Source organism: Acinetobacter sp. Ac8, from assembly GCF_055392545.1.
The window spans coordinates 2,796,297-2,810,142 of record NZ_AP043689.1 but is presented as its reverse complement, the minus strand read 5'-3'; the positions used below and the strand labels follow the sequence as shown (position 1 = coordinate 2,810,142).

Here is a 13,846-nt window from a genome sequence, read left to right as displayed (position 1 = left end):
ATGGCAACTTAAAAAGCAGTAGACTTTTGTAGCTATGATGTATTCACTTGCTCGCCCTTTGTTGTTTTCTTTAGCACCAGAGCGTGCACATGAACTCACATTATCCATGCTTAAATCTGCCCATAAAATGGGGGCGATTCGTCAAACTGTTGCTGCCAAACCAGTCACTTGCATGGGAATTGAGTTTCCAAATCCAGTTGGTTTAGCAGCAGGACTGGATAAAAATGGCGCTTATATCGATGCCTTAGCGGGTTTAGGATTTGGTTTTATTGAAATTGGAACCATTACGCCTAAGCCACAAGAGGGCAATCCCAAGCCACGCCTTTTCCGTATTCCCCAAGCCAAAGCAATTATTAACCGTATGGGGTTTAATAATGATGGTGTGGATCAATTGGTTGAGAATGTTAAAGCCGCAAAATTTAAAGGCATTCTTGGTATCAATATTGGTAAAAATGCCACAACACCAGTTGAAGATGCAGTTTCTGATTATTTAGTTTGTCTTGAAAAAGTTTATAACTACGCATCTTATATTACTGTTAATATCTCATCTCCAAACACCAAGAATTTACGTTCTTTACAAAGTGGCCATGCGCTCACTGAACTTTTGGAAACACTCAAAAAACGTCAGTTAGAGTTGGCAGAAGAATTGCAGCACTATGTTCCGTTAGTGTTGAAAGTTGCACCAGATCTAGAAGCTTCAGATATCGAATTTATTGCATCACAATTGTTGCAGTTTAAAATTGATGGATTGATCGTGACCAATACAACATTATCCCGTGAGGGGGTTGAAGGTTTGCCATTTGGTGATGAAGCGGGTGGTTTATCAGGTGCGCCCGTATTTGAAAAGAGTACGGCATGTTTGGCGGCTTTTTCAAAAATTTTACAAGGTAAAATTCCTTTGATTGGTGTTGGTGGAATTTTATCTGGTGAACAAGCTGTTGCAAAACAACAAGCCGGTGCAAGCTTAGTCCAAATTTATAGTGGTATGATCTATACAGGTCCTACACTCATTAAAGACTGTGTTGACGCTATGATTTAAAATATGAATACCTTAGACATTATTATTCTGATTCTATTGCTCATTGGAGGGCTAAACGGTTTGCGACAAGGATTCGTGAAAGCCTTTGCGAACTTGATAGGATGGATTTTTGCACTGATTGTCGGTGCTAAATATGCCAATATCATCGCACCTTCAATGTCTGCACTCAGTCAGGATCCTGTGGTGCAGAAAATTGCTGCATTTGCTTTTATTGTCTTGGTGATTATTGTTTTAACATGGATTGTCACAGCCTTACTCAATCAGATTTTAAAAACTTTAAAACTCGGTCCGTTAAATCGTTTAGCTGGAAGTGCTTTAGGGACCTTGAAAGGTTTGTTCATCGTCCTCATTACTATGCAAGGTTTAGGGCCGTGGGTTGAAAGTTCTCCAACGTGGAAACAATCCAAATTCATTCAGACGCTGTTACCATTTGCACCTTTGGCATCTGAAATCTCTAAAGATGCTGCAAATGAAGCATTACATCATATACATTCAGAAGATCGTTCCGATGATACTTCTGTAACTAAGGCTGATCGATCATCGGATACTCAAAGCGATGAAAAATCAGCACATTCGACAAAGAATCCGTTTTATTAGTCCTAGCTGGTCTGCGAGGTAGTTATGTGTGGAGTCGTTGGTATAGCAGGTAAAGCACCTGTAAACCAAATGTTATTTGATGCGTTGACGATGTTACAACATCGTGGGCAAGATGCGGCTGGGATTGTGACTTGTCATAATGGACGTCTTTTTCTAAGAAAAGATAATGGTATGGTACGTGATGTATTTCATACTCGCCACATGCGCGCATTACTCGGTAACTATGGTATTGGTCACGTGCGTTATCCAACTGCTGGTTCTTCAAGTAGTGCAGAAGCGCAGCCTTTCTATGTAAACTCACCTTATGGGATTACATTGGCGCATAATGGTAACTTAACCAATGCGGCTGATATTCACGATGACTTATTCAAAACTGACTTACGTCATATGAATACGGACTCAGACTCAGAAGTATTGCTGAACGTTTTTGCTCATGAATTGCAAAAATGTGCATCATTAACGCCAATGCCTGAAGATATTTTTCATACAGTTAAACGTGTGCATGAGCGTTGTAAAGGTGCTTATGGCGTCGTTGCAATGATCACAGGGCATGGTATCGTAGGTTTTCGTGATCCGAATGGTATTCGTCCACTGATCTATGGTTCGCGTTTAACTGAAAATGGTGAAACAGAATATATTATCGCTTCTGAATCTGTTGCGATAACCGCGTTAGGTTTTAAAGTAGAACGTGATATTGAGCCTGGTGAAGCGATCTTTATCAATTCAAAAGGTGAGTTCTTTTCACAACAGTGTGCGGCAAATTCGCGTTACCGCCCATGTATTTTTGAATATGTCTATTTTGCGCGTCCAGATGCAACCATCGATGGTATTTCGGTATATAAAGCACGTTTGAAAATGGGTGAAACCCTTGCGAAGAAAATTCTTCGTGAATGGGGGGATATGCATGACATCGACGTGGTGATTCCAATTCCAGATACAAGTCGTACTTCTGCTTTAGAATTGGCGAATATGTTGGGTGTGAAATTCCGTGAAGGTTTCATGAAAAACCGTTATATCGGTCGTACCTTTATCATGCCGGGTCAGCAACAACGTACCAAATCTGTTCGTCAAAAACTCAACCCTGTAGAGCTTGAGTTTAAAGGCAAGAACGTTTTGTTGGTTGATGATTCGATTGTACGTGGTACCACTTGTAATGAAATCATTCAAATGGCACGTGATGCGGGTGCGAAAAAAGTCTATTTTGCCTCTGCTGCACCGATGGTGAAATATCCAAATGTGTATGGTATTGATATGCCAGCAAAAGCAGAGTTGATTGCTTCACATCGTAGTGTTGAAGAAATTCAGGAGATTATTGGTGCTGATCGTTTAATCTTCCAAGACTTGGATGATTTAAAAGCGGCAGTAAGAACCAGTAAAGTACCTGTTATTCAGGATTTTGATTGTTCAGTATTTGACGGTGTTTATGTCACAGGTGATATTGATGAGCAATATTTAACTGATCTTGAGCAAAGTCGTAGTGATACTGCGAAAAAAGAAAAAGATGGTTATATTGATGTCAATATCGATGCAGCATCTGTGGATTTAAGCGGTATCAAAGAAGAAATGTAAGCAACTTTGATTTACATTGAGAAAAAGCGGGAAGTTCCCGCTTTTTTCATTTATAGTATTTTGCAATGTAATGAGGAATTTTACATTGAAAGATGTCAGTCATTATTTGATAAAAAACAAGAATATGTTGTGGTCTGCAAGTATTTGCTTACTTGCGGTCATTTTGACCATTTTTATTCTAAATACTGTTTTAGGATTGCTGGTTCACTATGTGGACCCAGATCAAGAGATCTGGTGGAATATTCTCAGTCCTTACTGTGTTGGTTTGATCATCGTCATCATTGGTTGGTCAATCGCATATGAATTTTATGTGTTCCGTACAGGTGGTCACTCACTCGCAAAGCAATTAAAAGCTCGTCGTTTAAGTCAAATTGAAAGCACTCCAGAAGAAAGTGTGGCCTTAAAACTCGCAGATAAATTTGCAGAGACTTTTGAGATTGATGCACCTACATTGTATGTATTGCCAGATGAAGTCGGGGTTAATGCTTTAACTGCTGGGTTTCATCCAAGAGATACGGTGATTATCTTGACCTGGGGTGCATTACAGAATCTGGATGAATTAGAGCTTTATGGTTTATTGGGGCATGAGTTCAATCAAATTCTATCCGGTGAAGCGCGAGAAAATACCCGACTTAAAATTTTATATAGTGGTTTAATTACCTTTAGCCAGTTGGGAAGTAAAATTGCGAAACAGGGTTTTAATCGTTATAACGCCAAGGGAAATCAGCATAAATTTGAAACCAGTTTTGTTGCGGTTGGTGGAGTGATTTGGCTGCTCGGCAGTATGGGAATTTTAATTAATCGTTTGATTAAATATTTCACTTTGGGTGGTCGTACTTTTTATAACGATTATAAAACTAAAAAATTATTGCTCAATAATGCCAATGTGCAAACCTTATTACGTATCTATGTGCATCATGCAGGTTCTCAAATTCATAGCGAGTTTTCCGAAGCTATTGCGCATATGTGTTTTGCCAATTCCTTAAGTCCGCAAAGTTGGTTAAATATCCATCCAAGTATTGAAGACCGTATTTATGAGTTAAATCCAACACTGTTACAGGATCTACAGCTGGAAAATTTAAAAAAATTACGTAGTCAGCCTTTATTTAGTTTGTTACGCCCTTTGGAAGAATCAACAGGGGACGTTTATAACCCGTGGGTATCTCCACAGCCTTTACCTTTATTGCGTTTATCTCCAATTAGTTTTGCTTTAAACGATGCAATTAAACCTTTAAACCCAGAAGTACGCCGTCAAATTGAGCGTTCTGACTTGATTCAGCGCGCTATGCAAACGGCAACGGGTTCTCGTGAGGTGATGGTCGCAATCTTAATGATTCGACAGTATCGCGAGTTTATTCCGTCTGATGCGGAGGTAAGTCGTGCCATTATTGACTCACTTTTAAATTTAGATGGTCGGGTACATATTCAAATTTTCCATGATGCCTGTGAAAACCTTGGTAATATGCCTGCGACCAGTGCACGTCAATTCGTCACCAAGCTAGCGAAAATTATTCAAGAAGATGGCGAGATTGGTTTGTTGGATGCATTGCTGATTGAGCGTGTAAAGGCTGAATTGCATTTGTTGCCGATGCATACACCGTCATCCTTGGAAACGGTTAAACCACAAATTGTGCGCTTGATTGATGCCTTGCTACACGTACAGCAAATTAACAGTGCCAATCAGCTTGATGTGCGATATGAGATTTTAGAACGGGTTTTGTCTAAGGATGAGTTAGAACTGTTTGAAGAAATCTCAGATGAACCTATTGATTTGGGTGAAATCTTAAATGACATCGCAGGGTTATTATTACGTGATCGCCTCAGCATTTTGGGTGTGGCTGAAATTTGTTTGTGGAATGATCGAATTATTACCCAAGATGAATTAGATGTACTGCAATTGCTGTATTGGCGACTTGGCTTTGCCACAGACGATATCGTAGATCAAATGCAGAAAAAGAACAGTGTGATGATTATTTAACAAGGGTAAAGTGAGTTGTAGATAAAGCCATCATAGCAATGATAATAAAAAGAATTAGCTGGGAAATGCTAACACCACTTGATCTTAAGCGGTGTTAGAAAAAACGCTGAATTAACTCGCCATCGCATCGACAGAAAGCTCAGCCACGGTTGGCTTGGCTTTTTCTGCTTTTAGACCTAGCTTATTAAACAATTGTTTGTCTTTGCCTTCACCAGCATTTGGTGTGGTTAATAATTTTTCACCACTAAATAGCGAGTTTGCACCTGCCATAAAGGCTAAAGCTTGATCTGAGTCAGTGAGCGATTCACGGCCAGCAGAGAGGCGGATATAGCTGTGTGGCATGATAATACGCGCAACCGCAATCGTGCGAATCCATTCTGTGACATCAAGTTTTTCAACATCAGCAAGTGGTGTGCCTTCAATTGGAACAAGCATATTAATTGGTACAGATTCAGGATGAACAGGCAGGGTTGCTAATTCATGTAATAAACCAATACGATCATTACGATTTTCACCCAATCCAACAATACCACCACTACAGACTTTCATCCCCGCATTACGGACATGATCCAAGGTGTCTAAGCGATCATCAAAAGTACGGGTGCTGATGATATGTGAATAGTATTCACGAGATGTATCTAAGTTATGATTGTAATAATCTAGGCCTGCTGCATGTAAACGTTCAGCTTGTGATTGGTTGAGCATACCCAGTGTCATACAGGTTTCTAAACCTAATGCTTTAACTTCGCGCACCATTTCGAGGACATAAGGCATATCACGCTCATGTGGGTTTCGCCATGCTGCACCCATACAAAAACGCGAAGAACCTGATTCAATGGCTTCTTTTGCTTCACTGATCACTTTGTCAACTGCAATACGTTTTTCAGCTTCTAATTTTGAATCATAGCGTGCAGATTGCGAACAATATTTGCAATCTTCAGGGCACTTACCAGTTTTAATTGAAAGTAAAGTACTGACTTGAATGGTATTGGCATCAAAGTGTTCACGATGAGTTTGCTGTGCTTTGAAAACTAAGTCTAAAAAAGGCTGTTCATATAAAGCTTGAATTTCTTCACGAGCCCAGTCATTACGTACTGTCATTAATTAAATCCATGATAATCATTATCTATCCCTGTATATAATACATAATTCATGCCAATTCCATAGGGCAAAAAAGTCCAAATACGATGGTATCTTACGATTAAAAAGATCAAGAGTATAGAAAACTAAAATTATAAATATAGTTGCAAAGTTAACCACATTCCTTGTGATTTACTCACAAAATTTTAACTTTAATTTTTATTAACTTCAGTGTATTGGTCATTAAAATATTCAAAAATTACGAACTTTGCAACGATCTGAAAATTATCACTCGGCACAATTTAAGGGCATCAATGGGCTGAAATTTGGTGTTGTTTAGCATTTTGCTCGGTAATAGCCCAATCAATATGGACTTGCACAACTTCATCATGTAAGGCTCTATTTTGGGTCAATGCTGCAATAATTTGGGCTGAATACGGTGCATTACCTAAGCCAATTGCAATATTGCGCATAAAGCTTTGAAAGCCTGTACGTCGGATGGGGCTACCCTCAGTACAATTGAGGAAGGTTTGTTCATCCCATTGCCATAAATCCAATAAGTTAATATCGTCTAGGCCATGACGTGGGTTAAAGTCTTCAATCGAAGCTTTTTTGGCAAAACTGTTCCAAGGACAAATCAGTTGACAGTCATCACAGCCAAAAACACGGTTACCAATACCACGTCTTAACTCTTCAGGAATGATTCCCTTATATTCGATGGTTAAATAGGCGATACATCTGCGCGCATCCAGCATATACGGCTCAACAATCGCTTGAGTTGGGCAAATGTCGATACAGGCTGAGCATGAACCACAATGATGCGTTGCTGGTTCATCAAAGGGCAAATCAAGTGAAGTAAATAATTCACCTAAAACAAAAAAAGAACCCGATTTTTTATGAATCAATAAAGTATGTTTACCAGTCCATCCCATACCCGCACTTTCTGCCAATGATTTTTCAAACACCGGCGCTGAGTCGGCAAAGGGGCGGGATTCAAACGGACCAACTTTTTCTTTAATAAGGGTTGCCAAGGTTTTTAGCCGACCACGCATGATTTTATGATAGTCACGTCCACGTGCATAACGGGCAATAATTGCTGAATTGGGCTCATCTGGTACATAACGCGGTTTTGGTGTTTCCACCAAATAATTCATTCGTACACAGATGATACTTTTTGTGCCTGGAACCAGTAGTGTTGGATCCGCTCTTTTTTCTAAATTTTCTTCTAAAAACTTCATATCGCCATGGTATCCGCGTTTTAAATATTCTTTAAATCGTGGTAATTCAGCTTGAGCATCAGGACGAGCAATGACACAATCAGCAAAGCCCAGTTGCAAAGCCTGTTGTTTGATCCAAGATTTTAGTTCTTGAAGATCAAGCTGTTGCAAGGGAATGGATTGCGAAGTTAAAGTTGCCGACATAATGAATCAATGCGCTATAAAATAGTGAGAAGAAAAGGACAGAATGATGCATCAGCAAGTTTATCACAGCCGTGAAATACAAGCATGTGAAGCGCGTTGGTTTGCTCAGCAAAATAGCGTTTTTGGTTTAATGCAACAGGTGGCTTGGTCGATTGCGCAACGCTTAAATATTTTGTTTCAACAAGCTTCTCCCCCAATTACCACTGTTGCAGTGTGGTGCGGTGCAGGAAATAACGCAGGTGATGGCTATTGTGTTGCTCATTATTTGCATCAATACGGTTATCAAGTCGAAATATTTGCAACTGAAGCAGGGCATTCTCAGCAGTTAAAGGCGGCAATTGAATTAGTACAGACAGATAAAATAAAAATTCATCCACATTTTAATATCCAAAAGCGCTTTGATTGTCATATTGATGCACTGTTTGGTATTGGTTTAAACCGTGATTTGGACGATGCATTGCAAGCGATTATTCAACACTATAATGCCCAATCAGGTTTAAAAGTAGCCATCGATATTCCAAGTGGTTTAAATGCCAATACTGGACAGCCATTACCTGTTGCGGTAAAAGCTGATCAAACATTGACTGTTTTAGGTCTGAAAGCGGGCTTGTTTACAGGGCAGGGTCGAGAATATGCGGGTCAAATTGAGCTCATTTCAATTGTTCCAATAGACCCAGAATTAAAAGCAGTCGCACAGTTGTCACCTACCCAGATTCAATTGCCACAACGCCAAGCGTTCGGCCATAAAGGCAGTTATGGGCATGTTTTGGTGGTCGGTGGGCATGCAGAGATGGGCGGTGCAGTCATGTTAGCTGCTGAATCTGCATTTAGTGCGGGTGCAGGAAAAGTCACGATTGTATGTCATGCCAAGCATCACACAGCAATTCTGGCACGCTCTCCTAACATCATGCTAAGAGATATCAATGCTTTAACTGATGTGGATATTCAAAATTTATTAAGCCATGTGGATGCTGTCAGTTTTGGAATGGGTTTAGGGCGTGATGCTTGGGCGAAACAACAATTTTCAAAATGGTTTTCACCCATTCATTTAACCCCACAGCTACAAGTGGTTTTAGATGCTGATGCTTTATGGTTTTTAGCTGAACAAGCTGCTCAAGTCAATCAACGAACTTACCTGACGCCTCATCCAGGTGAGGCTGCTAAATTATTAAATTGCTCAGTGGCTGAGATTGAAAATGATCGTATTGCTGCGATTCAAAAACTTCAGCAAAAATATTCAGGACAATGGGTACTTAAAGGTTCTGGAAGTTTGATTTTAGAAAAGCATCTATGGATCTGTACTGCGGGGAATGCAGGCATGGGCACTGGTGGAATGGGAGATGTTCTTGCAGGAATGATTGCCAGTTTAAAAGCACAATTTGATGAAAATATTCACTTACATGAAATTGTCACCTTACATGCTTTGGCAGGTGATAGGCTCGCAAAAAACGGTATGCGTGGTTTACAGGCCCAGCAAATGCGTGATGCTGTGTATTATGTGGTCAATCATTGTCAGGAGTGAGTATGTGATGAAAGCGGTAAAACTGTTAATTCGTGGTAAAGTTCAAGCTGTAGGCTATCGTCGTTGGTTTGAAAAAGAAGCCTTACAATTGAATTTAAAAGGCTATGTGAAAAATCTAACTACAGGCGAGGTTGAAGCTGTTGTGGTCGGAGATGAACAAGCGATTTTAAGTTTGATTCGTCATTGCTATGTTGGGCCTTTACGTGCTGATGTGAGCAGCATTGAACAACAAAACCTAAATCATGATTTCGACTATACTGATTTTAAGATGATTCGTTAAAGAGATCATTTAGAATAGCAACCACATACTGATATAAATCAATATTACCTATGATGATCAACAAAATTTTATTCAGCTGTATTTTGATGTGCGGTATTCATACTGAGCTTGTCGCACAACCAGTAGACGCTGTGATGAATAAGAATAAGATTGTTTTAAAAGATTTGGACTTTAAAACTGTGATGAAATCTTTTTATCAACAGCAGATCCAATATGTCAAAATCCTTCAATTAGATCAGAGCAATATACAGTATGTCGGGATTAAAAATGCCGAATATACCCATGTCTTTGATCGTGATGATGCTGTGATTGTATTTAGTCCTGCGAATGCTTATCAAAATGCTCAAAATGAGTTGCGCTATCTTATAAGTACAACAGAAGTTTCGATAGATAAAAATAATCAATTACTAAACTTTTGTGGTGTATGCGCAACATTTACTAAAATCTACCTATTTAAGAAAAATGCTTTAGGTCAATTTGAGTTAGTGAGCCAGAGTCAGGATGAAAATAGTTGGATGAATGCAGATTTTAATTATTTGCCTTATCCGACTGAAAATATAGTTAAAAATATTCGAAAAATTGGTCCGCGAATAAAAGGCTATGTCGAAGAACAAGCGTATAGTCGACAAGGCTATTCAACGAGCACGCTCTATATCATCCCATTTGATGAAAACCCTGTAATGGTCAAATTGGAAGTTGCAGAAATTGGGAATGACAATGAAGTGACAGGAAGTGATAAAATCTACAATACACAAGCTGATTATCGCTTTTTAAGCACTGAGCATGATGGTTTGTACGATATTGAAATTCACTATTCTGGTACGCAACAAATCTATGTTGGTGATATCGCTAAAATTGTGCCTATAAATGAAACCCATGTTTATCAGTATAATGAAAAACAGCAGAAGTATATTCGAGTGAAATTACATGATTGATAAATATTTAGTTGTTGGAATTGTATTTGCTGCGTGTTTGGTATTGATCATTTATACCCAACTCGATAGTGGAAAAAAAGAAGATAAGTCTTTGTCATTCAAAGCAAAGTTACAAAAGGAATTTCCAAATTATACCATTCTTGAACGGAATCAAAACTTCATAATTTGTCGAGAAGGGAGTAATCCACGTATCCCTGAAGAGTTGGTATTGATACGTGTTGATTCAGAACAGAAGAAAAATCTAAGAACTTCTGGAAAAATGTTAATTGCAACCTATACGAAGCAACCCAGCATTCGTGAGATTCGAAAAGATACTTTGCCTTATTTAACTTGAGATGGGCTCTACCATCTCAATAAATAAAAACCCTTTCAGATCACCTTGGTGAATGTGATAGCTTGTTGATGATTGCGATAGCCTGGACTTTGACATGGGTAGAGCGAGGCGTTTTGGTGGCGTATATAAACTAACGTCGACGACTACTATTGCGACTCCGCCCACGAGCCATACCGCCTAAAGCATTCAGTACAGCTAATTTGCTCATACTGCCAGAAGCATGGGCATGGCAAATTGCTGCAGCGAGTGCATCGGCAGCATCTTGTTGGGGTTGGATTGATAAGTTAAGTAACTTCATTACCATCATCTGAACTTGTTCTTTGTCTGCAGCGCCATAGCCCACAACAGATTGTTTAATTTGACGGGCCGTATATTCTGCAACTTGTAAGTCTAAATTGACCAATGCTGCAATTGCCGCGCCACGCGCTTGTCCAAGTTTTAAAGCGGAATCAGGGTTTTGTGCCATAAATACTTGCTCTACAGCAGCTTCTGTAGGACCATGAAACTGAACAATACGTTCAACTCCAGCAAAAATTCGTTTGAGTCGCTCAGGCATTTCTGTTGTTTCAGTGCGAATTGTACCAGCATCAACAAAAGTAAGTTTTTGACCATCTTTTTCAATGATGCCATAACCTGTTAAGCGTGAACCAGGGTCAATTCCAATAATTAAAGGCATAATACTGCTTATCGTAAGTCTTGCTTCAATTATATGATTCTAAAAATGAATTGTAAGTAAAATTTTAACTTAGTTGTATAATCAAAGTACACAACAGTATTATTTCCCTTAAGCACAACGCTAGGGTGCTCATTATTTATAAAATCTTAGTCAATAAATCGCACAAATACATAAAATCGTTGTCAGAACACAAAATTACCCTTTAAAAATTTTTAACTGCCCATATAAATGATAGAAGCAACGAAATTCATTGTTTTTATATGTGAATTTTCAAGCTCACTTTTAATTTATCTTTGAGATGCCTTGTTTCGATGAAACTTTTTCCTATTATTTTAATTGGTACGATTCTTGAAATTGCTGTATGGATTGGTGTAGCCCAATTCATTAGCGGTTGGTACGTATTTTTCTGGTTTATCATTGCTTTTGTAATTGGTTTAAACTTGTTGCGTTCAAGTACAGCAACAATTATGCCGCAATTACAACAAATGCAAATGACAGGAATGATGGGAAACGATCCTGCAATTGCCAAAAAAATGGCGACAGCATTTGCGGGTATTTTGTTGATGATTCCAGGTTTAATCACCGATGTCTTGGCACTACTGGTTATTCTTCCACCTGTACAGAATGCAATTAAAAATGCAGGTATGAAATATATGGCGAAAAAGCAACAAGCCATGATGAACAATATGATGGGTGGAATGGGGGACATGGGTGGTGCTCAAGGTGAAAACCCATTTGCAGATTTGATGCGTCAAATGCAGGATATGCAGAACCAGCAATCTGGTGGGCAATATCGTGATTCAACCATTATTGATGGTGAAGCGCATGAAGTTGAACCGCAGCATAAACAAATTGAATTGAAAGATGTAAATAAAAAATAAAATACAGTCTATGATATTGAATAGAACGCCGAATCAATGATTCGGCTTTTTTATGTCTGAAATCAACGAAAGCAAGCATAATTTCTTAAACATATTTTTGATCAAACGATATAATCACTGAGTCACAATTTCTAAGATTTTATTATGTCGATGTTATTGACTATTTGTGCACTACACTTTGTTGCACAGTTGAGTCCTGGTCCAGATGTATTACTTGTCGCTAAAAGCTCAGCATCGACAACACGTGCCAATACTGTAAAAATCATTTTAGGCATCTCTGCTGGTGTGGTGGTATGGGTTGCATTAACCTTGCTTGGTTTTACGGTTTTATTGGAACAATGGCCATGGATTCAACAAGTCTTGATGCTGATCGGGGGCTTATTCCTTGCTAAAATGGGCTATGCAATGTTGAAAGGCGGCATTGCAACACTTAAACAAAATACCAATTTAGATGGCGTGATAGAGCAGCCCCCTAAAAACTATTTTCTATTGGGCCTTTATACCAATTTAGCTAATCCTAAGATTGTGATTTATTTTAGTAGTGTTTTTTCATTGGCATTGAGTTCAACAGCAGGTGCAAATTTAAAACCGCAGTTGGCAGTGATTATTCCAATACAAACATTTTTAGTTTTCAGCCTGTTGATGATGATCATGTCAATTCCTAAAATTAAACGCGTTTATCAAAAATCGGGAAGTTATATCGATATTGTTTCAGGAAGCTTTTTCTTATTATTTGCCATTTTCCTTTGGGTCGATGTCTTGAAAATGTTTTAGTGGTCGGGATGTTGTAGAGGATTTACGGGTTGTTGTTGTTGTTGTGACTGTTGATCATTGCGACTATCGTTTTGATCTTGAGTGGCATAGCGATGTGGATCTAAGGTTTTAATATTATTTTCAGATTGCGTGTATTTACGACTGCGATTTGCACGCTCTCTTAAACCGCCTTTTTTAATCAGCTGTACCAAAATAATCTCCAAAACAATATCTTTAACTTTACAGATTATAGCTTGAATCAATGTAATACAGAATATTGAATGAATGATCCACAATTTGATAGCTGTTGATTTATAATCACTTATTTTTAGTATGTAAATTTAAGTTATTGAATTTATGCAATAATATATTGAAACAAATTTGTCTTGTCAAAAGATATGAATCATGTACACTAAAAAAAGAAACAGATTTTTTGCATTACATATATGGATATAATTGTAGTGTAATAATTAAAAACAATAATAGCGCCATAAAAGGAGATCTGAATATGATTCTACAATATCATTGTGCTTGTTGTGATGAAGCGGTCAGTTCAACACAAAAAGTTTGTCCAAAATGTGGCTCTCAACATATTAAAAGCCCATATGGATTATGGACGTTTTGTCTGGTTGCTTGTTTGATTGCAGCAGTAACGTTTAAAGTGGGACATATTTATTTGCAAAATCACAATACAGAAACCCCAGCGCAAGTTTCTTTATTGAGTGTGTTACAGCCAGATGCTAAATCAGATGGTCAATAATTCGTGTAGATGGTAGGTTTA

The 13,846-nt window shown here is 38.5% G+C and carries 15 protein-coding genes; 11 read left to right on the top strand and 4 right to left on the bottom strand.

Annotated elements, in window-relative coordinates:
• Positions 1-34: 34 nt before the first annotated feature.
• From ACZ5QH_RS13325 to ACZ5QH_RS13310, 4 genes are all read left to right on the top strand, one after another.
• Entirely contained in the window at positions 35-1,039 is a 1,005-nt protein-coding gene (locus ACZ5QH_RS13325; protein ID WP_004719442.1) for a quinone-dependent dihydroorotate dehydrogenase, read from the top strand.
• 3 nt (positions 1,040-1,042) lie between these two features.
• A complete protein-coding gene (locus ACZ5QH_RS13320) occupies positions 1,043-1,636 on the top strand; it encodes a CvpA family protein (RefSeq protein ID WP_004719444.1) in 594 nt (197 codons plus the stop codon).
• 24 nt (positions 1,637-1,660) lie between these two features.
• Positions 1,661-3,205 (top strand): amidophosphoribosyltransferase, encoded by a 1,545-nt coding sequence (gene purF, locus ACZ5QH_RS13315; protein WP_004719445.1) that lies wholly within the window; start codon positions 1,661-1,663, stop codon positions 3,203-3,205.
• Between the two features lie 85 nt (positions 3,206-3,290).
• Positions 3,291-5,183 carry a M48 family metalloprotease gene (locus ACZ5QH_RS13310; RefSeq protein WP_004822360.1) on the top strand — a complete coding sequence of 631 codons (1,893 nt, stop codon included), beginning with the start codon at positions 3,291-3,293 and terminating at the stop codon, positions 5,181-5,183.
• A gap of 111 nt (positions 5,184-5,294) precedes the next feature.
• On the opposite strand, the gene bioB is transcribed toward ACZ5QH_RS13310, so the two are convergent.
• Together bioB and queG are read right to left on the bottom strand one after the other, a co-directional pair.
• Complete coding sequence (bioB, locus tag ACZ5QH_RS13305; RefSeq protein ID WP_004719449.1) at positions 5,295-6,284, bottom strand: biotin synthase BioB; 990 nt, start codon at positions 6,282-6,284, stop codon at positions 5,295-5,297.
• A 290-nt stretch (positions 6,285-6,574) separates the two neighbouring features.
• Complete coding sequence (gene queG, locus ACZ5QH_RS13300; RefSeq protein ID WP_004822356.1) at positions 6,575-7,684, bottom strand: tRNA epoxyqueuosine(34) reductase QueG; 1,110 nt, start codon at positions 7,682-7,684, stop codon at positions 6,575-6,577.
• Positions 7,685-7,730: 46 nt separating this feature from the next.
• On the opposite strand from queG, the gene ACZ5QH_RS13295 reads away from it, so the two are divergent.
• The 4 genes from ACZ5QH_RS13295 to ACZ5QH_RS13280 all read left to right on the top strand — a co-directional run bounded on the left by ACZ5QH_RS13295 (position 7,731) and on the right by ACZ5QH_RS13280 (position 10,755).
• Positions 7,731-9,206 (top strand): NAD(P)H-hydrate dehydratase, encoded by a 1,476-nt coding sequence (locus ACZ5QH_RS13295; RefSeq protein WP_303577740.1) that lies wholly within the window; start codon positions 7,731-7,733, stop codon positions 9,204-9,206.
• Between the two features lie 7 nt (positions 9,207-9,213).
• Entirely contained in the window at positions 9,214-9,486 is a 273-nt protein-coding gene (locus ACZ5QH_RS13290) for an acylphosphatase (protein ID WP_303577739.1), read from the top strand.
• A gap of 134 nt (positions 9,487-9,620) precedes the next feature.
• Complete coding sequence (locus ACZ5QH_RS13285) at positions 9,621-10,421, top strand: hypothetical protein (RefSeq protein ID WP_303577738.1); 801 nt, start codon at positions 9,621-9,623, stop codon at positions 10,419-10,421.
• Positions 10,414-10,755 (top strand): hypothetical protein, encoded by a 342-nt coding sequence (locus tag ACZ5QH_RS13280; protein WP_004719458.1) that lies wholly within the window; start codon positions 10,414-10,416, stop codon positions 10,753-10,755. The genes ACZ5QH_RS13285 and ACZ5QH_RS13280 overlap by 8 nt, the downstream gene beginning before the upstream one ends.
• A 130-nt stretch (positions 10,756-10,885) precedes the next feature.
• On the opposite strand, the gene ruvC is transcribed toward ACZ5QH_RS13280, so the two are convergent.
• Complete coding sequence (ruvC, locus tag ACZ5QH_RS13275) at positions 10,886-11,431, bottom strand: crossover junction endodeoxyribonuclease RuvC (protein ID WP_004719459.1); 546 nt, start codon at positions 11,429-11,431, stop codon at positions 10,886-10,888.
• A gap of 311 nt (positions 11,432-11,742) precedes the next feature.
• On the opposite strand from ruvC, the gene ACZ5QH_RS13270 reads away from it, so the two are divergent.
• Complete coding sequence (locus ACZ5QH_RS13270) at positions 11,743-12,312, top strand: FxsA family protein (RefSeq protein ID WP_004822349.1); 570 nt, start codon at positions 11,743-11,745, stop codon at positions 12,310-12,312.
• A 144-nt stretch (positions 12,313-12,456) separates the two neighbouring features.
• A complete protein-coding gene (locus ACZ5QH_RS13265) occupies positions 12,457-13,086 on the top strand; it encodes a LysE family transporter (protein ID WP_004822346.1) in 630 nt (209 codons plus the stop codon).
• On the opposite strand, the gene ACZ5QH_RS13260 is transcribed toward ACZ5QH_RS13265, so the two are convergent.
• Positions 13,083-13,277, bottom strand: coding sequence for a hypothetical protein (locus ACZ5QH_RS13260; protein WP_303577737.1), 195 nt, complete (start codon positions 13,275-13,277; stop codon positions 13,083-13,085). The genes ACZ5QH_RS13265 and ACZ5QH_RS13260 overlap by 4 nt on opposite strands.
• 296 nt (positions 13,278-13,573) lie before the next feature.
• Between ACZ5QH_RS13260 and ACZ5QH_RS13255 the strand changes: the two genes are divergently transcribed.
• A complete protein-coding gene (locus ACZ5QH_RS13255) occupies positions 13,574-13,825 on the top strand; it encodes a hypothetical protein (protein WP_004822342.1) in 252 nt (83 codons plus the stop codon).
• Positions 13,826-13,846: the final 21 nt, after the last annotated feature.